At 45.2% G+C, this 23,789-nt stretch carries 20 protein-coding genes; 4 read left to right on the top strand and 16 right to left on the bottom strand.

Going from position 1 to position 23,789, the window contains the following annotated elements:
• Positions 1 to 5 precede the first annotated feature (5 nt).
• Positions 6 to 1,397, bottom strand: a complete 1,392-nt coding sequence (locus ACED41_RS18965; RefSeq protein ID WP_016767560.1) for a replicative DNA helicase — start codon at positions 1,395 to 1,397, stop codon at positions 6 to 8.
• Between the two features lie 176 nt (positions 1,398 to 1,573).
• Here ACED41_RS18965 and ACED41_RS18960 point away from each other — a divergent pair, with 176 nt between their 5' ends.
• Positions 1,574 to 2,491, top strand: a complete 918-nt coding sequence (locus ACED41_RS18960; RefSeq protein WP_371725465.1) for a DUF481 domain-containing protein — start codon at positions 1,574 to 1,576, stop codon at positions 2,489 to 2,491.
• Positions 2,492 to 2,671: 180 nt separating this feature from the next.
• Here ACED41_RS18960 and rplI read toward each other — a convergent pair whose 3' ends face one another.
• The 5 genes from rplI to rnr all read right to left on the bottom strand — a co-directional run bounded on the left by rplI (position 2,672) and on the right by rnr (position 7,599).
• A complete protein-coding gene (rplI, locus tag ACED41_RS18955; protein ID WP_010434182.1) occupies positions 2,672 to 3,124 on the bottom strand; it encodes a 50S ribosomal protein L9 in 453 nt (150 codons plus the stop codon).
• 38 nt (positions 3,125 to 3,162) lie between these two features.
• Positions 3,163 to 3,390, bottom strand: a complete 228-nt coding sequence (gene rpsR / locus ACED41_RS18950; protein ID WP_000090472.1) for a 30S ribosomal protein S18 — start codon at positions 3,388 to 3,390, stop codon at positions 3,163 to 3,165.
• 112 nt (positions 3,391 to 3,502) lie between these two features.
• Positions 3,503 to 3,892 carry a 30S ribosomal protein S6 gene (gene rpsF / locus ACED41_RS18945; RefSeq protein ID WP_004741278.1) on the bottom strand — a complete coding sequence of 130 codons (390 nt, stop codon included), beginning with the start codon at positions 3,890 to 3,892 and terminating at the stop codon, positions 3,503 to 3,505.
• 277 nt (positions 3,893 to 4,169) lie between these two features.
• A complete protein-coding gene (gene rlmB / locus ACED41_RS18940) occupies positions 4,170 to 4,910 on the bottom strand; it encodes a 23S rRNA (guanosine(2251)-2'-O)-methyltransferase RlmB (protein ID WP_017063180.1) in 741 nt (246 codons plus the stop codon).
• Between the two features lie 187 nt (positions 4,911 to 5,097).
• Complete coding sequence (rnr, locus tag ACED41_RS18935; RefSeq protein ID WP_017065626.1) at positions 5,098 to 7,599, bottom strand: ribonuclease R; 2,502 nt, start codon at positions 7,597 to 7,599, stop codon at positions 5,098 to 5,100.
• A 247-nt stretch (positions 7,600 to 7,846) separates the two neighbouring features.
• Here rnr and ACED41_RS18930 point away from each other — a divergent pair, with 247 nt between their 5' ends.
• Positions 7,847 to 9,256, top strand: coding sequence for an amidohydrolase (locus tag ACED41_RS18930; protein ID WP_371725464.1), 1,410 nt, complete (start codon positions 7,847 to 7,849; stop codon positions 9,254 to 9,256).
• 128 nt (positions 9,257 to 9,384) lie between these two features.
• On the opposite strand, the gene ACED41_RS18925 is transcribed toward ACED41_RS18930, so the two are convergent.
• Both ACED41_RS18925 and ACED41_RS18920 read right to left on the bottom strand, forming a co-directional pair.
• Positions 9,385 to 10,020: a tetratricopeptide repeat protein gene (locus tag ACED41_RS18925; RefSeq protein ID WP_371725463.1), complete on the bottom strand. Its 636-nt coding sequence runs from the start codon at positions 10,018 to 10,020 to the stop codon at positions 9,385 to 9,387.
• A 298-nt stretch (positions 10,021 to 10,318) separates the two neighbouring features.
• Positions 10,319 to 11,635, bottom strand: coding sequence for an adenylosuccinate synthase (locus ACED41_RS18920; RefSeq protein ID WP_010434108.1), 1,317 nt, complete (start codon positions 11,633 to 11,635; stop codon positions 10,319 to 10,321).
• A 172-nt stretch (positions 11,636 to 11,807) separates the two neighbouring features.
• Between ACED41_RS18920 and ACED41_RS18915 the strand changes: the two genes are divergently transcribed.
• Complete coding sequence (locus tag ACED41_RS18915; protein ID WP_010434105.1) at positions 11,808 to 11,996, top strand: DUF2065 domain-containing protein; 189 nt, start codon at positions 11,808 to 11,810, stop codon at positions 11,994 to 11,996.
• 172 nt (positions 11,997 to 12,168) lie between these two features.
• On the opposite strand, the gene hflC is transcribed toward ACED41_RS18915, so the two are convergent.
• From hflC to tsaE, 8 genes are all read right to left on the bottom strand, one after another.
• On the bottom strand, positions 12,169 to 13,146 hold the full coding sequence (gene hflC, locus ACED41_RS18910) for a protease modulator HflC (protein WP_017059930.1): 978 nt from the start codon (positions 13,144 to 13,146) through the stop codon (positions 12,169 to 12,171).
• Between the two features lie 2 nt (positions 13,147 to 13,148).
• The gene (gene hflK / locus ACED41_RS18905) at positions 13,149 to 14,351 is read right to left on the bottom strand and encodes an FtsH protease activity modulator HflK (RefSeq protein WP_017063176.1); all 1,203 of its coding nucleotides are present in this window, start codon (positions 14,349 to 14,351) and stop codon (positions 13,149 to 13,151) included.
• A 27-nt stretch (positions 14,352 to 14,378) separates the two neighbouring features.
• Positions 14,379 to 15,686 carry a ribosome rescue GTPase HflX gene (gene hflX, locus ACED41_RS18900; protein ID WP_017059928.1) on the bottom strand — a complete coding sequence of 436 codons (1,308 nt, stop codon included), beginning with the start codon at positions 15,684 to 15,686 and terminating at the stop codon, positions 14,379 to 14,381.
• 44 nt (positions 15,687 to 15,730) lie between these two features.
• On the bottom strand, positions 15,731 to 15,994 hold the full coding sequence (hfq, locus tag ACED41_RS18895) for an RNA chaperone Hfq (protein WP_017059927.1): 264 nt from the start codon (positions 15,992 to 15,994) through the stop codon (positions 15,731 to 15,733).
• 192 nt (positions 15,995 to 16,186) lie between these two features.
• Entirely contained in the window at positions 16,187 to 17,119 is a 933-nt protein-coding gene (miaA, locus tag ACED41_RS18890) for a tRNA (adenosine(37)-N6)-dimethylallyltransferase MiaA (RefSeq protein ID WP_017059926.1), read from the bottom strand.
• Between the two features lie 97 nt (positions 17,120 to 17,216).
• Entirely contained in the window at positions 17,217 to 19,427 is a 2,211-nt protein-coding gene (gene mutL / locus ACED41_RS18885; protein WP_371725462.1) for a DNA mismatch repair endonuclease MutL, read from the bottom strand.
• A gap of 102 nt (positions 19,428 to 19,529) precedes the next feature.
• Positions 19,530 to 21,245 (bottom strand): N-acetylmuramoyl-L-alanine amidase, encoded by a 1,716-nt coding sequence (locus ACED41_RS18880; RefSeq protein ID WP_102333443.1) that lies wholly within the window; start codon positions 21,243 to 21,245, stop codon positions 19,530 to 19,532.
• A complete protein-coding gene (gene tsaE, locus ACED41_RS18875; RefSeq protein WP_017059923.1) occupies positions 21,239 to 21,703 on the bottom strand; it encodes a tRNA (adenosine(37)-N6)-threonylcarbamoyltransferase complex ATPase subunit type 1 TsaE in 465 nt (154 codons plus the stop codon). Before tsaE ends, ACED41_RS18880 begins: the two co-directional genes overlap by 7 nt.
• 240 nt (positions 21,704 to 21,943) lie before the next feature.
• On the opposite strand from tsaE, the gene queG reads away from it, so the two are divergent.
• Complete coding sequence (gene queG / locus ACED41_RS18870) at positions 21,944 to 23,122, top strand: tRNA epoxyqueuosine(34) reductase QueG (protein WP_017059922.1); 1,179 nt, start codon at positions 21,944 to 21,946, stop codon at positions 23,120 to 23,122.
• Positions 23,123 to 23,789: the final 667 nt, after the last annotated feature.

The following is a 23,789-nucleotide window of genomic DNA, read 5'->3' as shown; positions in this document are numbered from 1 at the left end:
AGCGATTACTCATCATCAAATGCAGGGCCTGCATAGTTATCAAATCGGGAGTGTTGGCCTTGGAACGTAAGACGAACAGAACCGATCGGACCGTTACGTTGCTTACCAAGGATGATCTCAGCAATGCCTTTCAAGGAACTATCTGGGTTATAAACCTCATCACGATAGATGAACATGATCAAATCGGCATCTTGCTCAATCGAACCTGATTCACGCAAATCCGAGTTTACTGGGCGCTTATCAGCACGTTGCTCTAGGGAACGGTTAAGCTGAGAAAGTGCCACAACCGGAACGTTGAGCTCTTTTGCTAACGCTTTCAATGAGCGAGAAATCTCGGCGATTTCAAGAGTACGGTTATCAGATAACGAAGGTACACGCATTAATTGAAGGTAATCTATCATGATCATAGAGATACCATCGTGTTCACGAGCGATACGTCGAGCACGAGAACGCACTTCTGTTGGCGTTAGACCCGAGCTGTCATCGATATACATATTCTTCTTATCCATAAGAATACCCATACTCGACGAGATACGAGCCCAATCTTCATCATCTAGCTGACCAGTACGAATCTTGGTTTGGTCTACGCGAGAAAGTGACGCAAGCATACGCATCATCAGCTGTTCGGCTGGCATCTCTAGCGAGAAGATTAAAACCGGTTTGTCTTGCTTCATCGCCGCGTTTTCACACAAGTTCATCGCAAATGTGGTTTTACCCATCGATGGACGAGCAGCAACAATAATTAAGTCAGAGCCTTGTAGACCTGCTGTTTTCTTGTTGAGGTCGTTGAAGCCAGTATCGACACCTGTCACACCATCTTGCGGCGTTTTGTATAGGATCTCGATACGTTCTAGCGTCTTCTCTAGAATGCTATCAACGTTTTGTGGACCTTCGTTTTCACTTGCACGGCCTTCGGCAATCGCGAAGACTTTACTTTCAGCAAGATCAACCAGCTCTTCCGATGTACGACCTTGAGGGTCATAACCAGAATCAGCAATCTCATTCGCGACACCAATCAGGCTACGAACAAGTGCACGTTGCGCTACGATATCCGCATACGCATTGATGTTTGCGGCACTTGGTGTGTTTTTCGCTAAGTCAGCAAGGTAAGCAAAGCCACCCACTTCTTCAAGTTGCTCACGCAGCTCTAAATGTTCAGAGAGTGTAATAAGATCCAGAGGAGAACTTTCTTCAAGGATATCCTTTACCGCTTCAAAGATCAGACGGTGAGGACGGCTATAAAAGTCTTTGGCCACAACCTTTTCGGCAACTGTATCCCAGCGTTCGTTATCTAATAACAAACCGCCAATAACAGATTGCTCAGCTTCTAATGAATGTGGCGGGACCTTGATGGCGTCCACCTGATCGTTGGCTGATTTCTGACTTTTGGTATCCACTATGACTACACTCAATAACTAATAATGATCGTTCATTATACCCAAGAACATCCGTTTGTAATCCGATCCTATGAGTTTGTTTTATTCTTCAGGAAGAATTTACCTATTGCTGACGGAATTAACCAAGGGTAGCATTACGATCCTGCCATTCACTCACTGTATAACTAGAGGTATGCGTGTCCAAATTATTGGCTCTGAGCACTGGTCTTCTGAGCTCTAGTCTTCTAAGCATCGGTCTCCTGATCACTCCGTTGGCCTTAGCTGATGATACTAAAGCCTCTGTTGATGCTAATACCTCTGTTGATTCTATTCTCGACTCTATAGTAGTACCAGAAACTACTGCTGAGCCGATCGTCGTTGCACCGACACCTGAAGAAAAAGAGTTGGATATCGCACCAAGTGATACGGCTGATACAGAACTGCCTAACCCACTAAAGACTGAGGTCGAATTTGGATATCAGTCGCATACTGGTAATTCGGATTCACGATCGCTTAACGCACGCCTGAACGGTGAGTATACAGCTGGTCGTCATAGAACCAGTGGCGAATGGAAATACTACAATCTCTATAAAGATGGTGAGGAAGATAAAAGGCAATCGACTTACTCAGCTCAGAGTGACTACAAGTTAAGCCCTAAAACCTACCTTTACGGCAGTTTCAAAGGAGTCGACTCGAGATACAGTGCTTACTTTAAGGACTACACAATTTCGAGTGGTCTGGGTTACCAGTTTTCGAATACCGAAGAGTTTGTGTTGGAAGTCGAAGTGGGACCAGGTTTTCGTTACCAAGAACCGAACCTCGATGAGATCGACGATGATGACATCATCTTCCCAGAGATTGTTGAAGAGGCAATTTTCCGTGGCAACGTGAATACGTCATGGCAGGTGTTGAAGAATTTGCAGCTCAAGGCAGACGTGACGCTTGTCTCTGGTCACAGTAACCTAAAGTTTGATACTGAGTTAGAAGCCATCAACGATATTACTGACAATATCGCGCTGAAGATCGCTCACTCTCGCCAGTACCACGATAAAGTGCCTGAAGGCTTAAGCAAACAAGACTCTGTTCTATCGATCAACTTGCTCTTCCAGTTCTAATCTTAGGCCACCTCTAACCTTGAGAACAACTTGTTCAGCAATAACAGCTTATGGATCACCGTAAGCTTTTTACCTACTGTAGCCCTTCCTTGTACTTTCCTATATTCCAGACATAAAAAAACACCAGCCGAAGCTGGTGTTTAAAACTTTCAAAAGAAAGAATTCGTCTTGGTACTGAAATTACTCAGCTGCAACGATAGCGATTTTCGCAGTAGCAAAAACTTCAGAGTGAAGTTGGATGCTTACTTCGAATTCGCCGATGTTACGTAGAGCGCCTTCAGGTAGGCGTACTTCGCTCTTAGCTACTGCAACACCTGCCGCTGTAATAGCGTCAGCGATGTCACGAGTACCGATAGAACCGAATAGTTTACCTTCGTCACCAGCTTTAGAAGCGATTGTAACGCCTTCTAGAGTGTTAACGCTCTCTGCACGAGCTTCAGCAGCAGCTAGTTGCTCAGCAACTTTAGCTTCTAGTTCAGCACGACGAGTTTCGAACATAGCAACGTTGTCTTTAGTTGCCATAACTGCTTTACCCTGTGGGATAAGGAAGTTACGAGCGTAACCAGATTTAACGTTTACTTGGTCGCCAAGGCCACCTAGGTTACCGATCTTATCAAGTAGAATAACTTGCATTATCTTAGTCCTCTTAAACTATTATTAACTATTACCGATTACTGATGCTTGTCAGTGTACGGTAGTAGAGCTAGGTAACGAGAACGCTTGATAGCGCGAGCTAGTTGACGCTGGTACTTAGCGCTTGTACCAGTGATACGGCTAGGTACGATTTTACCAGCTTCAGTGATGTAGTTTTTAAGAGTTGCTACGTCTTTGTAGTCAATCTCTTGTACGCCTTCTGCAGTGAAACGGCAGAATTTACGACGACGGAAGAAACGAGCCATGGGCTATCTCCTGATCTTAAATTTAGTAAAGCGGTCTTTCACAATTATCGAAATAACTATCAATGACCTAAAACAAGTTGAGAATTTTTTAAGGCGTTAAGCCAAAAAAGAATTACTCAGCAGCTGCTTCTGGTTTAGCTTCTGTACGCTCTTCGCGACGAGGAGCACGCTCTGCACGCTCTTCTTTTTGCTTAAGCATAATAGATTGCTCAGTCACAGCGCCTTTAGTGCGCATGATCATGTTACGTAGAACTGCATCGTTGAAACGGAAAGCAGTTTCTAGCTCGTCAATCACTTCTTGACCAGCTTCAACGTTCATAAGAACGTAGTGAGCTTTGTGAAGCTTGTTGATTGGGTAAGCCATTTGACGACGACCCCAGTCTTCTAGACGGTGGATAGTACCGCCAGCTTCAGTGATAGAACCAGTGTAACGCTCGATCATGCCAGCAACTTGCTCGCTTTGATCAGGGTGAACCATGAATACGATTTCGTAATGACGCATTTGGTTGCTCCTTACGGATTATTAGCTTCCACGAGTGGCCCGGTCGTCCAGAGGAAGCAAGGAACTAAAGATAAATGACCGAGTTTTAAGGACGGCAAATGTTATAGAAAGAACCCGGTATTGGCAAGCGCTATTTGGTGAATAATGAAACAGTTTTTCTGTCGCCATCTAGCCATCCGACAAACCGATGGATTTTGCTATAACAGCCTAAAAAGAAACGCCCACCAGCAAGTGGTGAGCGCTAATAAATTCATAGACTTAAAGCAGCGTTAACGCATTACTGAGCTAAACGCTGTCTTACCGCTTCGAACAGGCAAATACCCGACGCCACAGAAACATTTAAGCTCGATACGCTACCTGCCATTGGAATCTTAATCAGATCATCGCAAGTTTCACGAGTTAAACGACGCATACCGTCACCTTCTGCACCCATAACTACCGCAAGAGGACCCGTTAGCTTCGCTTGATAGATATCATGCGTTGCTTCACCTGCCGTACCCACAAACCATACGCCCTGCTCTTGCAGTGCACGCATTGTGCGAGCAAGGTTAGTTACACGTACTAGAGGAACCGTTTCAGCTGCGCCACATGCAACCTTGCTTACCGTTGCTGTTAACGGCGAAGAGCGATCTTTAGGTACGATAACAGCAGCGACACCTGCGGCATCCGCGTTACGTAGACAAGCGCCTAGGTTATGAGGGTCTGTTACGCCGTCTAGAACTAACAGCAAAGGCTGTTCGTGCTGCGCTAGGATATCGTCTAGGTGAGTTTCATTAAGCTGCTTAGCAGGCTTCACCTTAGCAATAAGACCTTGGTGATTCGCACCTTGTGCTTTTTCATCCAACGGCTTACGACCCATCTGTTGAATCGACACACCAAACTGTTGCAGTTGGTTCAGTAATGGAAGAAGACGCTCGTCTTGGCGACCTTTCAATACATACGCTTCGATAAAACGTGCAGGATCTTTTTCTAGTACGGCTTTCACCGCGTGAATACCGTAAATAAATTCGTTACTCATTGTCTCAAGTTACTCTTATTGCTCAGAGAAGAATGACATCAATGCCGATGCATCCCTCTCTGTGTTGTTCATTTCGAGAGTATGCGTCTTGTGCCTGATACTCTCGCATTAAAGTCATTTCACACTAAATCAGTAGGCGCTAAACCTGATTAGCAGAGCGCCTTATTAGCCTTAAGATTTATCAGTCTTAAGAGTTATCAGCCTTTGGCTTACGGCTTGCTGCACGCTTTTTCTTAGCGCGAGCTTTAGCAGCACCGGTTTTATTCGCTGGCTTTTTCTTCTTAGCAGGGCCTTCGCTGCTTCCGTCAGGTCGCTTAGTTGGCTCAACCATAGGCTTCGCTGATACACCTGGCTTATTACTCTTCACTGCTGAGCGCTTCTTGCTTTTCGCCTTTTTCATCGCTTCGGCTGCACGCTTCTTGGCTGTTTTGCCTTTGCCACGCGGCTGACGATCAGTGTCTTCTAAGTCAAAGTCGATTTGGCGAGTTTCTAAATTAACCGCAGAAACCTTCACTTTAACCGAATCACCCAAGCGGTAGATATTACCTGAGCTTTCACCCACTAGACGCTGACCAACAGCATCAAATTGGTAGTAATCATTCGCTAGCGCTGAGATGTGTACCAAGCCATCAATGTGCAGTTCAGTTAGACGAACAAAGAAGCCAAAACCAGTCACGTTGGCAATCACACCATCCATCACCTCACCGACATGGTCTTGCATGTATTCACACTTCAACCAGTCGTTTACTTCACGCGTTGCGTCATCAGCACGACGTTCAGTCATTGAACACTGCTCGCCGTAGAAGTCCATATCATCGAAAGTGTAGTGGTAACCACCAGTTGGCGTCCAACGTTCGCTGTTACGACCTTCTTCTTTCGCAATAAGGTACTTAATCGCACGGTGCAATAGCAAATCTGGGTAACGACGAATTGGCGAGGTAAAGTGAGCATAGCGTTTAAGAGCTAAACCAAAGTGACCCGCGTTATCCGCGTTGTAGACCGCTTGCTTCATTGAGCGTAGCAGCATAGTTTGGATTAATTCACGATCTTCACGTTCATTAATCTGTTGCATCAGTTGTGCATAGTCTACTGGTGATGGCGACAGACCACCTTCCAGTGTTAAACCTAATTCACTTAAAAAGCTCTTGAAGCCCATTAAGCGCTCTTCGCCCGGAGTTTCGTGAACACGGTACAGCGCAGGCTCTTTCGCTTTCTCTACGTAAGATGCCGATGCGATGTTCGCCAGAATCATACACTCTTCGATGATCTTGTGTGCATCGTTACGAATTACCGGTTCAATACGGTCGATCTTACGATCCGCATTGAAGATAAACTTAGTTTCTACCGTTTCAAATTCAATCGCACCACGTTCGTCACGCGTTTTCTTAAGCACCTTATACATCTTATGAAGCTCTTCAAGATGTGGTACTTCAGGTTCGTAACGCTCACGTAATTCTTCATTGCCATCTAAGATCGCGCCTACTTTGTTATAAGTAAGACGAGCATGAGAATTCATTACCGCTTCGTAGTGCTTGTAGCCTGACAGTTTACCTTTGTCTGAGATAGTCATCTCACACACCATACATAAACGGTCTACCTGAGGGTTCAATGAACACAAACCATTTGAAAGCACTTCTGGCAGCATTGGCACGACTTGTGACGGGAAGTATACCGAGTTACCACGGTTAATCGCTTCTTTGTCTAGCGCTGTATCTGGGCGAACGTAGTAACTTACGTCAGCAATCGCTACCCATAGACGCCAGCCGCCGCCTTTCTTCGCTTCACAGTAAACCGCATCATCGAAGTCACGCGCATCTTCACCATCAATGGTAACCAATGGCAGTTTACGCAGGTCTACACGTCCTTCTTTTGCTTCTTCAGGAACATGCTCACCTAGGTTTTCGATTTGCTTATCTACCGCTTCAGGCCACTCTTGTGGGATCTGGTGAGTACGGATCGCAATCTGCGTTTCCATACCCGGCGCCATGTTTTCACCAAGAACTTCGGTTACTTTCCCCATCATGTTACGAGAACGACCACCGCGATCCGTAATTTCAATCACAACCACATTACCCATTCGAGCACCGCCTTTATGCTCAGTAGGGATCTGGATGTCGTGACTAATACGCGAATCATCAGCAACAACGTAAGAATGGCCGTACTCTAGGAAGAAGCGACCAACAAGTGGCGTTTTACGCTCTTCAAGCACACGAACCAAGCGACCTTCACGACGGCCACGCTTACTGTTGTCAGTAGGCTGAACCAATACGTAATCACCGTGCATGATGGTTTTCATCTGATGATGCGGCAGCACGATATCATTTTCTTTACCTACACTGCCGTCTGGGCGAACCCAACCATGACCGTCTTTATGACCAATCACATAGCCTTTGATCAGTTCCATCTTCTCTGGCAATGCGTAGCACTGACGACGAGTAAAGATAAGCTGTCCATCACGCTCCATTGCACGTAAACGACGACGCAGCCCTTCATATTGTTCCTCTCCAGCAAGACCCAAAGCTTCGAATAGATCGTTGCGGTTCATCGGAATATTCGCGTCTGTTAGAAACGAAATAATGAACTCTCGGCTTGGTACTGGGTTATCGTAATTTTTCGACTCTCGGTCGGCAAAAGGATCAACAGTGGTTGTCGCTGTCGTATTTTCTGACGTTGGTGTGTTTTTTGACATAGGCGGGCCTGCTTAAGCAAGGAAGGTATATACCCCTAGTATATCTGATGCTAGGGGTAAGCTACAGATATGCTTTAGAAAACACTCAAATAACCTCAGATTGATACATATCTTCACTTTGTGAAACATCACTTCATAGACGTGGATTATCATCAAAATTTCAAGCAAACGATAAAACAAACGTTTGCGCAATGAATGAAATACACTATTATCCACGCACTTTACCAACTCCTGTTCTGGGTATGATATGAAACTAAAACGCACTTTATTGGCTTCAGCTATGGCGAGCCTAGCGCTGTTCCCATTCGCAAGTTCGGCAATGGAAAAGGCTGACCTGATGATTACCGATGCGATGGTTCTAACCATGAACCAAGACAAAACGGTTTATGAAAGCGGTACTGTTGTGGTCAAAGACAACAAAATCATTGCGGTTGGAGATGCTTCACTAGAGAAGCAGTACCAAGCTAAGCAAGTGTTAGACGTTGATGGCGATATCGTTATGCCAGGTCTCATCAATACCCATACTCATGTATCAATGACAGTTTTCCGTTCGTTAGCCGATGATGTGCCAGATCGCCTGCACCGTTACATCTTTCCGCTAGAGAAGAAGCTAGTATCGCGAGACATGGTACGCATTGGTGCGAACCTAGGTAACGTTGAAATGGTGAAAGGCGGTGTGACAACTTACGCCGACATGTACTACTTCGAAGATGAAGTCGCAAAAACCGTCGATAAGATCGGTATGCGTGCCATCCTAGGTGAAACGGTGATTAAGTTCCCTGTAGCCGATGCGGCCAACGCCGAAGAAGGCATTAAGTACGCGTTGAACTTCATTGAAGAATACAAAGATCACCCGCGAATCACACCAGCGTTTGCACCGCATGCGCCTTACACCAACACCACAGAGATCCTGCAGAAAATATCTAAGCTCTCCCTAGAGTTAGATGTTCCAGTAATGATTCACCTTGCAGAATCACACCGTGAAGAAGAGAAAATCGCAGAGCGTTCTGATGGATTGTCCCCGGTTCAATACATGGACAGCATTGGCGCACTCAACAAGAACTTGGTGGGTGCACACATGATCCTCGTTGACGAACATGATATCGAACTGGTGAAGAAATCGGATATGGGTGTAGCTCATAACATGAGTGCTAACATCAAGTCAGCAAAAGGTGTATCACCTGCCCTTAAGATGTATGACGAGAACGTGCGTATCGGTTTAGGTACTGATGGCCCAATGTCTGGTAACACACTGAGCACCATTGATGAGTTCAACCAAGTCGCTAAAGTTCACAAGCTAGTTAACAAAGATCGTGCTGCGATGCCGCCGATCAAAGTGATCGACATGGCGACAATGGGTGCAGCAAAAGCGCTGCACATGGAAGATAAGCTCGGCTCTCTTGAAGCAGGCAAACTGGCTGACATCATAGTGATCGATACTAAGGCGCCAAACATGGTTCCAGTCTACAACCCATACTCAGCACTGGTGTACTCAGCTAACTCAGGCAATGTTCGTCACTCCATCGTTGATGGCAAGATCATCATGCAAGATCGCGACATGCTAACGGTAGACGAAGATAAGATTCGTCAAGAAGCACTCGATTTCACCAAGGTTGTTCGTGAAACGGTGATTGAGTCTGGTGAGGTGGTTCAATAAACTCGCAATCGAATAGCATGACCTCCTAAACGTAAAAAGCCCCGCACTAACTAAATTAGGCGGGGCTTTTTAAGTCTTGTTTCCTGTAACAATGAGTGCAGGGATCATTACAGGTTTTTTGTTCGGTATTACCAGAATACGTCTCGACGTTTTGCTCGAGCAATAATATTGTCTGGCATTCTCTGTTCCAGACCGCTACGAAGCACAGTGATACGTCTGTGTTGTCTTTGATCTGCGGTTACCGAATTATACAACCAACGGTAAGCATCTTCATAATCCAATGGGCTACCGTAGTCACGTAACAAGAGTTCCGCTAAGTGAATGCTCGCACTTAAGTTACCCATCGAGGCTGCTTCACGTAGATACGGAATCGCACGCTCTTGATCTTGTTGTACCAAAGTACCACGAGAGTAATAACGACCTAACTGCTCTAATGCAGCGGGTAAACCTTGATGTGCCGCGTTTTCCATATAGTAAATGCCAAGCTCGACATCTTGTGGAACACACACACCCCAAGCCAACATATCACCGTATAAAAACTCATAAGAAGGCAAGCTAATACGCGTTGCACGAGCAACGATATCTTCAACTAACTGGCACTTATCAGCTTTCACTCGCCCTAGATGTTGATTATTTTCGATTAAATTAATCAGTTCAGCTTCTGTATATATTGGAACGGGCTCTCCCACATCAGCCAAATTAGCATGACTCAAGGGTGAGCTCAGCGCCATTATTAATGAAGCTGCCACAATTCGTAGCTTCATACCTGCACTCTATTATCTGTCGCTAAAGTTATCTATTGAGGGGTGCAGAGGATTTCTACACGCACAAAACAGGGTGTACTTCACTTTCCATGATATCTGTATCGGCAATAACCCCGACGGCTTTAGACAAAACTTGCCGCTAATGGGCAATATTTTGCCTGATGACGCTTAAAAGATCACCATCAAAGAGTGAACGGCTAAATTGCAGGTATTAAAAAGCCGACTTAATAAAGTCGGCTTTTAGAAAACTATTTTATTATCAAAGCACTGTTCGTGCCTGGTAATCACTCAGCAGGCATTATGCGCCGTATGGGTGAACCTTGATGATAGTTTCGTTACGATCTGGGCCAGTTGATACGATATCAATTGGAACGCCAGTTAGGTCTTCGATACGCTTGATGTAATCTAGAGCAGCTTGTGGAAGCGCGTCGATAGATTTAGCACCAAATGTGTTTTCAGACCAACCAGGCATTGTTTCGTAGATTGGCGTCGCTTCTTCGAATGACTCAGCAGCCATTGGAGAAACTTCTAGGATAGAACCATCTTTCATCTTGTAACCAGTACAGATTTTTAGTTCTTCTAGGCCATCTAGAACGTCTAGTTTAGTTAGACACATACCAGATAGAGAGTTGATTTGGATTGCACGACGCATAGCAACAGCATCGAACCAACCAGTACGACGTAGACGACCAGTTGTTGCGCCAAACTCGTGACCAACATCGCCTAGGTGTTTACCAACTGGGTCTTGCTTCTCAAGGCCATCGTATAGCTCAGTAGGGAATGGACCTGAACCAACACGAGTACAGTAAGCCTTAGTAATACCAAGGATGTAACCGATGTGACGAGGACCGAAACCAGAACCTGCAGCAACACCACCAGCAGTCGTGTTAGAAGACGTTACGTATGGGTAAGTACCGTGGTCGATATCTAGTAGCGTACCTTGAGCACCTTCGAACATGATCTTGTCGCCGCGCTTACGTGCTGCGTCTAGTTCGTCAGTTACGTCGATAACCATCGCAGTTAACATGTCTGCGTAGCTCATCGCTTGCTCAAGAACTTCTTCGTAGCTTACTGTTTCAGCTTTGTAGAAGTGCTCTAGTTGGAAGTTGTGGAATTCCATCACTTCTTTTAGCTTCTCAGCAAATGCTTCTTTATCGAAAAGGTCGCCAACGCGTAGACCGCGACGAGCAACTTTATCTTCGTAAGCAGGACCGATACCACGACCCGTTGTACCGATAGCTTTAGCGCCACGAGCGATTTCACGCGCGTTGTCGATTGCAATGTGGTACGGAAGAATTAGAGGACAAGCTTCAGAGATGAAAAGACGTTCACGTACTGGAATACCGCGATCTTCAAGAGGCTTCATTTCTTTTAGAAGTGCGTCAGGCGATAATACTACACCGTTACCAATAACACATTTAACGTTATTACGTAGGATGCCTGATGGAATTAAGTGAAGAACGGTTTTTTCACCGTCAATTACAAGTGTGTGACCTGCATTGTGACCGCCTTGGTAGCGAACCACGTATTTTGCATCTTCAGTTAAAAGGTCAACGATTTTACCTTTACCTTCATCACCCCATTGGGTGCCTAGAACGACTACGTTATTTCCCATCTTTCCAATTTCTGTTGCTAATTAAAAATGGATTCTAGCACTGAATCACACTTCTTGCAGTCACTTTTTGTTCATAAACGTTAACGCTGTACAAAAATAAACCAGCCATAACTGGGGGCAGATGTGTAAAGATACTGATATCATTGCTTTTTTACAGACAAAAGGCAGAACCATGTCTCAATCAATTTGGCTCGCTATTGGGCTCGTACTTATTGTGGAAGGGCTCGGCCCCTTGATTGCACCCAATGGCTGGAGAAACATGGTCGCGCAACTGAGCGAGCAACCAGACACGCAACTGCGCCGCATTGGAGGCTGTCTTGTGGTGGCTGGAGCGGTTATCGCTTTCATGACCTACCGCTAGGTTTCTATAAGTAGAACGCTGTTAAGCGCCTTCCCTCGCGCCCCAATAGTGAATCCACAAACATGTCTCCTCCTGAAAGAAGTCATAGAAAACAAAAAGGCTCCCACAATGGGAGCCTTTTAAGTTTTAACGTATTTTGCTTATTAAGCTAAGCATTCGCTAACGCATCAGCTTATTTTGCTGGAGCGCCGCTTGCTTGATTCATGTATTGGAAGAAGTCAGTCTTCGGATCCAGTACTAGAATGTCGCTCTTATCGCTAAATGATGTCTCATAAGCTTGCAATGAACGCATGAAGCCGTAGAACTCAGGATCTTTGCTGAACGCATCAGAGTAGATCTTCGCTGCTTCTGCATCCGCATCACCACGAGTGATTCGAGCTGTACGGTCAGCTTCAGCAAGAACTGTTGCCACTTCTAGCTCAGCTTGAGCACGGATAACTTCCGCTTTCTCACGACCTTGAGAACGGTGTCTACGAGCAACCGATTCACGTTCTGCACGCATACGGCGGTAGATAGATTCACTGATTTCGTCAGGAAGGTTAATCTTCTTCATACGAAAATCAACAACTTCAACACCTAAATCAGCCATCGCACTTTCTGCCGTTCCAGACAAAACGTTTTCCATGATCTTATCGCGTTCGCCATCAACTTCTAGTGCTTCTGCAGCCGCTACCGTTGTGACGACTTCGCTATCAGCAGAGTCTGGCAGGATGTCCTTGTTACGAGGGCCTGACACGATCTGCTTAATTTCACGAGAACCAATTTCAGAACGAAGAACATCTGTCACTTTACGCTCAAGAAGTGCTTCTGCCGTCATGATATTACCGCCACCGGTACTCAGATAGAAACGTCCAAAATCAGCAATACGCCATTTTGCGTAAGTATCAATTAGAACGTCTTTTTTCTCTGATGTTACGAAACGGTCAGAACGGCCATCCATCGTTTGAATACGAGCATCAAGTACTTTTACGCGATCAAACATCGGTAGTTTAAAGTGCAGACCTGGTTCATAGATTCGTGATACGCCGTTGTCATCGAGAACTCGACCAAAACGAATTACCATGCCACGCTCACCTTCTTGAATCACAAACACTGACATCAATAGAAGGGCAATCGTCACAACTAATACAGGGATCATTAATTTACGCATTATTAGTATCTCCCTTGGCGTGAACTGTCTGAACGAGTTTGAGTGCTAGGCTTTGGATCCGCTTGAGTTTCTAACTCAATTTGATCGTAAGTTGATGATGCTTTTGCAGGGCGAGAGCCCGACTGAGAACCACCTTGTGCGCCTAGCTTATCAATTGGTAGGTATAGCAAGTTACCGCTTGATTCAGAATCAATCAGGACTTTCGATGTGCTTGAGTACACTTTTTCCATTGTATCTAGGTACATACGGTTACGTGTTACTTCAGGAGCAGCTTGGTATTCAGGTAGCAGTTTCTCGAATTGAGCAACTTGACCTAGAGCACCATTAACTGTGCGCTCTGAGTAACCCACCGCTTCTTTCTTCAAACGCTCAGCACGACCTGTTGCTTTTGGAAGAATGTCATTTCGGTAAGCTTCAGCTTCACGCTCGAAACGCTCTTCATCCTCACGAGCCGCGATAGCATCATCAAATGCATCTTTCACTTGCTCAGGTGGACGTGCTGACTGGAAGTTCACATCAACAATCAGAATACCCATATCGTAGCTATCAATAATACGGTTCAACGTTTCTTGAGTGCTTTGACGAATCTGCTGACGACCACTTGTCAGGATACTATCCATTAGTGAGTCACCAATTACCGCACGAAGCGCAGAATCGGTTGCTTGGCGTAAACTGTCGTCTGCATTCGTTACACGATACAAGTACTTGTATGGGTCAGAAACACGGTATTGAACACCCATTTCAACGGTCACAACGTTTTCATCTTTCGTTAGCATCGTGCCAGCAGCACGTAGAGAACGAATCGCTTGAACGTTTACTAGTTGCTCATCACTGATTTCATCGATGAAGCGTGGGTGCCAGTTAAGACCAGGTTCTTCGATACGGTCGAACTGACCCAGTCGAAGTACTACTGCTCTTTCTGCTTCGCCAACGGTGTAGAAACCAGCGAAGAACCAGATAGCAATAGCAATAACGGCAATGACACCAAAGCCAATTGCACCGCCACCACCAATAGATGGCCCGTTACCGTTGCCACCCTTTTTACCAAACTTGCCACCTAACTTTTGACTTAGTTTATTAAACACTTCGTCTAGATCTGGCGGTCCTTGATCTCGGCCGCCGCGATTATTTTTATTACCCCAAGGGTCATTATCGCGGCCGTTATTATCGCCGTTGTTGTTATTTCCAGGCTCATTCCACGCCATTAGAAAGCTCCATCATTTGATATGACGTTATACTGTAGCAGTCTCTTTGGTAACGATAAAGTCACCTAAGAGCGCCCCTTCTCTTTTTTCAAGTTTAGACCAATCTATTTGTTGCATTCGGATATCTATCAACAAGTTACCATTTTCATCATACTCTTCCTGTTGAATACATTTCATCTCGAAGAATAAGCTGCGAATACGGCCCTGATGTTGATGTGGAATACACAACCGGAATTGAACCATCTGGCTAGCTAAACGCTCAGTTAAAGCTTCAAACAGCAGTTCAATACCTTCTCCTTCCATTGCAGAAACCCAAACAGCGCGAGGTGCGCCCTCTTCGTCTCTTTCAATTCGAGGTTTTTGGTCTTCCATGCAGTCAATTTTGTTCATGACTACAAGGGTTGGCACTTCATGAGCATCGATTTCTTCTAATACTTCATGAACAGCCTGAATGTTCTCACGAAAACGGTCATCACTGGCATCAACAACATGTAACAAAATGTCAGCTTCCTGCGTCTCTTGTAATGTTGCCTTGAACGCAGCGACCAAGTCGTGTGGTAGATGACGGATAAAACCTACGGTATCTGCGAGAATTGCAGGCCCGACATCTGCCAAATCAATCTTACGTAGTGTTGGGTCTAGGGTTGCAAACAGTTGGTCTGCCGCATAAACACCAGCACTTGTGATGCGATTGAAAAGTGTTGATTTCCCTGCGTTGGTATAACCAACCAAAGAAATTGTTGGGATTTCAGCTCGATTACGAGCACGTCGTCCTTGTTCACGCTGCTTAGCGACTTTCGCTAAACGACGTAGTATTGCCTTTATACGGTCACGCAACAAACGTCGATCGGTTTCCAGTTGAGTTTCACCTGGACCACGAAGACCAATACCACCTTTCTGCCTTTCAAGGTGAGTCCAACCACGAATCAGTCGAGTAGAGATATGACGAAGCTGAGCGAGCTCAACTTGTAGCTTACCTTCATGAGTTCGCGCACGTTGTGCAAAGATATCTAAGATCAAACCCGTGCGATCAATCACACGACATTTACACAATTGCTCGAGGTTGCGCTCTTGGGCAGGAGAGAGGGAGTGGTTAAAAATCACAATTTCAGCACCGGTTAGCTGAACAGCTTGTGCGATTTCTAGGGCTTTACCTTCTCCAACGTAGTATTTAGGGAGTGGGGATTGTCGGCTACCAGTAATCACTTGTAGCGTTTCTACCCCCGCTGAGGAGACCAGCATTTCACATTCGCTTAGATCTTCCCATTCTCCCTCTTGCGTGAAGTTGATATGAACAAGTACGGCTCGCTCGCCGGATTCATAACGGTCAAACAAGCAACCAACTCCTTATTACAGCGCAAGCTGTACAAATTGAACGATTAATCTTCAGTCTTCTCTGGACGATCAGATGGCGTGCGTTGCTCGCCGCTGTGGTGACTAACTGCGCGAGCAGGTACCACAGTAGAAATCGCATGCTTGTAAACCATTTGGTTTACTGTGTTCTTCAATAAGATCACGAATTGATCGAAAGACTCGATCTGACCTTGCAGCTTAATGCCGTTAACAAGATAGATAGAGACTGGAATGCGCTCACGACGGAGTGCATTTAGGAATGGGTCTTGTAGCGATTGCCCCTTAGCCATTTTATTTTCCTTATTTGTATTTTGTTGTAATTATTTAGCTAGTGGTGCACAAAAAGGTGCGGCCTTTGCATCTGAGCTAAATGAATAAAAAAACTCCGTTGTTATTGAAAGGCTGTGATTTTTAAAAGCCTCAATAACGGATCCTTTCCAGAGTATATTCACGCAAAAGCGATCACATTATACACAGCAATACTAATCAGATGCTATTGCATCTGAAAGAGTTTCTAACGCTTGATCAATGTTTTCGCTATCTAACCAAGTTAAATCATCCCAACTGCGCAACCAGGTGATTTGTCGCTTGGCCAACTGACGGGTTGCACAGACACCACGGAAAACCGCTTCGTCTAAATCACAATTACCGTCTAAATAATCCCACATCTGCCTATAACCAACGCATCGGATCGATGGCAGTTCAGGGTGAAGATCTTCTCTGGCGTACAACGCCTTCATTTCATCTTCAAATCCCGCTTCTATCATCTTCTCGAAACGCAGCTCAATGCGGCGATGGAGTTCAGTCCTTTCCTTGGGAGCTATTGCAAATTGTTTTACACGAAATGGCAGGCTATCGCCTTTCGTTTGAGTTAGCTCTGTTAATGTTTTACCCGAAATTCGGTAAACTTCCAATGCCCTTGAAAGCCTTTGTGGATCATTTGGGTGTATTCTTTCAGCGGATACGGGATCTATCTCTCTTAATTGATCGTGCAATGCCTGCCAACCTTGTTCGATAGATTCCGCTTCAATCTGCTTACGAATCTCTTGATCCGCGGCTGGTAATGGCGATAAACCTTCCAACAATGCTTTGTAGTACAGCATTGTGCCACCAACAAGTAACGGGATTTTGCCTTCCGCTACAATCTTATTCATTTCATTGATCGCATCACGACGAAAATCTGCCGCAGAATACGCTTCGCTTGGATCCAAAATATCAATCAAGCGATGAGGCGCGAGCTCAAGCTCTTCCGCATCCGGTTTAGCGGTACCAATATCCATGTCTTTGTAGATCAATGCCGAATCGACGCTGATGATCTCTACAGGGTATTTCTGACGTAAGCGGATAGCTAAATCTGTTTTTCCTGACGCCGTTGGGCCCATTAAAAACAACGCTAAAGGTAATTTTTCAGTCATGATATTTTGTATTTGCTTCTCTGTTTTAGCGCTTTTTAGCAAAGGGCTTTGTGTCGCGACGTATTCAGCTAAAAAGACAAAGGTCGTCGCGAAAAAATTAAACCGTAAACGCGGCTATAGTCGCTGAAAAGTCGATAGGATTAACAAACTCTGGATCATCTAATGGAAGTAGACCATGCCAAAGTTGTTCTAGTTCCCCAACTAGTTGAACCGCTTCAGATAAAGTGTAGTCGCTTTTTACTTGTGCGGTTTGAATCCCGATCCAGTTAACCAAAGCTGACAACATGTCATTAGGTTGCTTCACTGCACCCTGGGCATTTATTGAAGCCGCGTAAGATAACAGATCTGGGATCAAAATTTGTAAGTTTTGCTGCCTTAAAGGAGAAGGCACGCCCATCACCATTACCGCCTCGCTGTTTCGCGCCTTAAGCTCAATCCCCAGTAATGCCAATGTTGGACTTAGCGCCTTCGCCACCTCAACCAGCTCGCTACCAAGCTTGATAGATAACGGAACCAATAACGGTTGGCTTTTTAACGCACCACCTCGAGTATCAAGCTGACCAACAACACGCAATAACTCAGCCTTAGCCAAGGAAACCAGCACACTGCCGTTCTTATTACCCATCACCAGATACTGACGTTCCACAATCGAGACGGCTTTGCCCAAGTCCGTTACAGGTGCTCTTGGCTTCGAGTTAACGGGATTCTGTTGGGCAGGCTTAGCTTCTGTTGGCGCTGTTTGTGCCACCTGTTCTTGAGGAGGGGTGAGATCCACGGTGTGCTCATCAAAGTCTGGCGTTTTTAAAAGCTCTTTATAGGCCTTAACTTCGCGCTTTGAGGGCGCGGGTTCAGCATGATGTTGGTTGGGTTCTTTTTCTTTTCTCGGAACAGGTCGAGACTCTATCCACTCTTGGCGAGGAGAACCGGTAAAACTGGTTTCACGAGCCGACGAGCCTGTGCTAGCTGAACTCATCTTAGTTGACGAATCTAAGTTGGTTGAAGAGCTTCTGCTAGACGATGAACCTCGGTTTTCTGGTGAGCTATAGTGCTGACCGCCATCATTAACGCTGTGCTGAGAGTTATCATAAACCTGCTCAGATTCGGCTTTTCTTGGGTAGGCTGGCGTCTGCTCAATCGCATGTCGCACTCTTTCAGAAACCTGCGATTGTTCCGAATGAGCTGGGGTATCGCTTTCTGGAGCGCTAAAACTCGTCGTCTCTTCCACTTCAGGCACCGAACTATCCTGTTGATAATTAGGGGCTTCTGATTGGTGGAAAGCGGATTGATTAATAGGCGCCGCATCAATCTGCTTGCTCTGTGCTAAACCATCACTCAATGCTTGGTAAATAAAGTCATGCACAAGGCGCGCTTGATGAAAACGCACTTCATGTTTTGCAGGGTGGACATTCACGTCCACCTGATGTGGGTCGAGTTCAATGAACAACACATACGTCGCGAATTGGTCTGGACGCAGGCTGGTTTCGTAGCTTTGACGAATCGCATGGTTGATCAGCTTGTCACGCATCATACGACCATTCACATAGCAGTATTGCAGGTCGCTTTGCTGTCTGGCCCCTTCAGGTGTGGTGATCCAGCCATGAAGTTTTAAGCCTTGGTGCTCAAGTTCGATCTTAAGCATATGGCGAACAAAAGGATTGCCACATACCGCAGCGATGCGCTTTTCTGCTTGAACTTCTGTCTTGGCAGCGCGGTACTGACGAATCATCTTGCCGTTATGACGAAGGTTGATCGTCACATCAAAGCGACTTAATGCAATACGCTTGAGCAACTCATCAATATGGGTGAATTCAGTCTTCTCGGTGCGTAAGAATTTGCGGCGTGCTGGCGTATTAAAGAACAGATCCAACACCTCAACCGAAGTGCCAATAGGATGCGCCGCAGGCTGCAGTTTCACCTGCATATCACGGCCTTCACTGTGTGCTGCCCAAGCTTGATCTTGAGTGGCAGGGCGTGACGTCATGGTTAAGCGCGCAACCGAGCTAATACTCGCCAGCGCTTCACCACGAAAACCAAGGCTGACGATCGCCTCTAGGTCATCAAGAGTGTGGATTTTGGAGGTAGCATGGCGGCTCAGTGCTAAGGCAAGCTCATCTTTTACGATGCCCTTACCATTGTCACGAACGCGGATCATCTTGGCGCCACCTTTCTCGATATCAATATCGATACGAGTGGCACCCGAATCCAAACTGTTCTCAACCAACTCTTTTACAACAGAAGCGGGTCTTTCTACCACCTCACCCGCTGCGATTTGGTTAGCTAACCGAGCTGGCAGTATTTTGATCGTCATATTAATTGCTACCTTACTGCCATTGATGGAAACGCTGTTACGTTTGCACTAGTTCTTCTTTTTTAACATTGATATACCTGAAGCCGCTTAGTATTCCCAAGGCTACTTGTGAGGAATAATCAACACTTGGCCGATAGCCAGGCTGTCAGATTTTAACTTATTCGCTTGGCGAATGCTGTTGACGCTCACGCCGTATTTCGAAGCTATCTTGCCAAGGTAATCACCTCTTGCAACTTTGTGTTTGCGCAGAGGAACATCTTTAACTTCAACCGTAATACGTAACTTTTGGCCTACTCTCACCGTCTCTGATTTCAAACGGTTCTCACGTTTAATATCAGCCACCGACACTTTATAGCGGCTGGCGATCTTACCTAGGTACTCTCCAGACTTAACCGTGTGAGTGATGGTCTTCGTTTTAACCGCACTGCTTGATGATGAAGTTGAAGCACTGCCTGGAATCTTAAGTACTTGGCCAATTGCTAGGCTGCTCGATTTCAGATTGTTGAACTTCATCAACGTCTGTGTCGACGTACCATACTTGCTCGCAATCACAGACAAAGACTCACCACGAGAGACTTTATGTTGGCTCACGCTGCCCGTTGATGACGTTGCGTTAGACAAGATAATCCCTTCAGGCGGGTTAGCCTTCAAATACTTAACCACCGCTTTAGTCACTGCTCGTGCCAATTTATCTTGGTGCGAACGTTGGAAAAGAAGCTTCTCTTCCGTCGGATTCGAAATAAAACCTGTCTCTACCAGTACTGATGGGATCTGTGGTGAACGTAATACTGCTAAGCTGGTGTTAATCGGCTTGCTATTGTGCAGTTTCGCAACCTTACCCATTTCAGACAGAATTGCCGTTGCCAGTTTGTAGCCCTCTTTTTGAGAGTGGCTAAACTGCAAATCAAGCAGGGTTTGGTTTACGTTCTTATCATCAATATTGCTTGTGAACGCTGCACCGCTACCACCAAGCAATTCAGACTGTTTCTCTTTATTCTCAATCCAACGAGAGATCTCTGTATTTGCGCGTCGAGTGTTCAATACAAACACTGAACCACCTCTTGGTTGAGGCGTCGTAAAGGCGTCGGCGTGAATAGAGATCAACAGGTGAGCTTCATTCTCTCGAGCAATCGCAACACGTCGATTCAGGTTCACAAAGTAATCAGCATTACGAGTCATACGAGTTTTGATCCCCGGGACCGCATTCAGTTGAGCTGCTAACTTCTTAGAAATACTCAGAGTCGCGTTTTTTTCGTATTTACGCGTAGGACCAATCGAACCTGGGTCTTCACCACCGTGGCCAGGATCAATCACAATTAGAATATCTTTCTGGCGCTTAACCTGATTAATGTTCTTACTTACCGTTGGCTTACTCGGTGTCGATGTCGCTTTACTTGCCGCACCATGAGGTAAGTCGATCACCAAACGGTGTCCATACTGACCACCTGGGGTCGGGCTCAGTTTGAATAATTCTGCTTTAGACGACTTCTTTAACTCAAAAACCAAGCGATAGGTGTTTTTGTCTGGCGGTGAGCTCTTACGAATCTTAGATAGAACAGGGCTGTCTTTCACCTCGACCGGTAACTTAGTCGCAAGACTGGTATTTTTTAAATCAACCACTAAGCGACTCGGGCTACTCAGGGTGAAATAGCTAAAGTCCGCTTCTGATTTTAAGTCGATAACCACACGAGTTTCTTCTGGAGAAGGCCAAACCCTTAAACTTTTCAGTGAGTTTGCAGAAACAAGTGAAGAAAACAGTATAGAAAAAACAGCAGCCATCATGGCCACTGTTGAAATAAGGCGTTTAGAAATCAACATAACTCCAACTGACTAAGTAAGCGCTGTCCGTATTCACTATTAGCGGTTAAAGAAACAACACGGTGATCGTCTTGGTAACGAATATCAATATCCAAATCGGCTTCTGGTAGCATCCCATAACCTTTCTCAGGCCACTCAACCAAACAGATAGCATCCGGCGTAAAATAGTCACGAATTCCCATAAACTCTAACTCTTCAGGATCTGCTAGGCGATAAAGGTCAAAGTGGTACACCTGCCAATCTGCAAGTTGATAAGGTTCAACTAGAGTATACGTTGGGCTTTTTACATTTCCTTGATGGCCAAGTGCTTTTACAAAGCCACGACTGAAAGTCGTTTTACCTGCGCCAAGATCACCATGCAGATAAATAGTCGTCTGCTGTGAGCAAAGATTAGAAAGCTCCGTTCCTAATTGAATCGTTGCTTGTTCATCTTTCAAAGTAAATTGTTTCGTGCTCATGAATACGTTCTCTAAAAATCGATCGTTGACTATATAAAAATCAAAAGAACAAGAATAGTAAACCGTGATGCTTTTGGGAGACAAGCACTCAAGTGTAAGTTCTATGAAAAATACTGATCAAAACGCGTCTGTTCTGGTCAACACCACTAAGATCCGTTAAGATCCGCCCCCATTTTTGCCGAACCTAATTTTAATTAGCCTTATCTCTAATTGTAAAACAGAGAAAATAAGAAATAAGCCATGAATCTAGACCATCTTGCTGAAAAAATTAAAATCTGGGGAAAAGAGCTGGGCTTTCAAAAAGTTGGCATCTGCGATGTTGATTTAAGTGAACACGAAGCCCCTCTTCAAGCATGGCTAGATGCTGGCAACCACGGCGAAATGGATTGGATGGCTCGACATGGGATGATGCGTGCACGTCCTGATGAACTGCACCCAGGCACAATTCGAGTGATCAGCGCTCGAATGAACTACCTACCACCAGAAGCTCAGTTCGCCTCTAACCTAAGCGATACCACTCAAGGCTACATCAGCCGCTATTCTTTAGGCCGCGACTATCACAAATTGTTCCGTAACCAGTTGAAAAAGCTAGGACAAAGAATTGAAAAAGAGGTCGAGGGTTTAGACTCACGCCCTTTCGTCGATTCAGCGCCCATTTTGGAAAGACCACTCGCTCAAAAAGCAGGGTTGGGCTGGACAGGTAAACACTCATTAATTCTTGATAAAGACGCTGGCTCTTGGTTCTTTCTAGGGGAGCTGTTAGTTAACATCCCTCTTCCCACGGATGAACCCAGTGTTGATGAGTGCGGCAAATGCACCGCATGTATCACTTCTTGCCCAACGGGTGCCATTATTGCTGATGGCGTGGTTGATGCGCGCAAATGTATTTCGTACTTAACCATTGAATATGATGGTGTGATCCCTGAAGAGTATAGAGATGCCATTGGTAACCGTATCTACGGTTGCGATGATTGTCAGTTAGTTTGCCCGTGGAATCGTCATGCCGAACTCACAGAGCAAACAGACTTTCACCGCAGAGAAGATTTCCAAGAAGCCGATCTGGTTTCACTTTCAAGTTGGGACGAAGCAACCTTCCTAAAGAAAATGGAAGGCTCAGCAATCAGACGTATCGGCCACACCCAGTGGTTACGCAATATCTTTGTTGCGATGGGCAATGCACCATTTCAACAACGCATTATTGAAACCCTGGAGTCTCATCAAGGCAAAAACGAAATGCTTGATGTGCATATTGAGTGGGCTTTGAATAAACAACTACAGCAGTTACCCAACGCTAGCAGTGTGCAAGAAGATAGCTCTACGCAGAAAAATAGCTGTGTGCAAAAAAGTAACAGCAAAATCTCCACCAAAAAGCACAGACTGATACGTATAGTAGAGAAAGGACTACCAAGAGACGCTTAACGCTTTATATACCAATATATGGCAAGCGAGCCCCCACTAACAGTCCAACATTTAAGACAACTCGTTGCACATAATTTTAGAACAATGTTTGACCTTGTTCTCAATTCTAACAATGTGGAAAAAATTCAGAACTCTCGTAAACTTCCGACACCCGAGCAAAGTTAAACACAGTACCGATAAATGATTAAGATCAAAAAACAACAAGTTAACGATCTTTTATTAAATCCAAGATAGGCATCCAACTTGATAAAAAACAACAAGTTACGATCGCTGCAATTCATCTAATATATTGAAAACAAGAAAGATCTTTTAGGGATAGGTAAAGAATTAAGCCTGAAACAACTTTATCAACCAAGTTATCCACACCTAACATTTTGTGGATAAGTCTGTTTATAGATGTGAAAAACCTCAAGTGTCTGCTTCAGAGACCTGATATTTACTAGCATTTCAGTTGCTAAGAAAAATTTAAGACAAAAAAATATCCACCATGATGGAGGATTATTTGCTTTTTTGGGGGATTATGCTTCGCAGCATTAAAGAAAGAGCGTGACCTTTGTGGTCGCCTTTAAACACAGAGGTTTAAAGTACTTATTAGCTTTTTTAGAAGAAAGCTGGAGCGATACATCGGGTTCGAACCGATGACCTCAACCTTGGCAAGGTTGCGCTC

It is taken from the genome of Vibrio sp. 1F255, from assembly GCF_041439145.1.
Classification (GTDB): domain Bacteria; phylum Pseudomonadota; class Gammaproteobacteria; order Enterobacterales; family Vibrionaceae; genus Vibrio; species Vibrio crassostreae_C.
The sequence above is the reverse complement of the archived record's forward strand: the minus strand, read 5'-3'. Positions and strand labels throughout refer to the sequence as shown.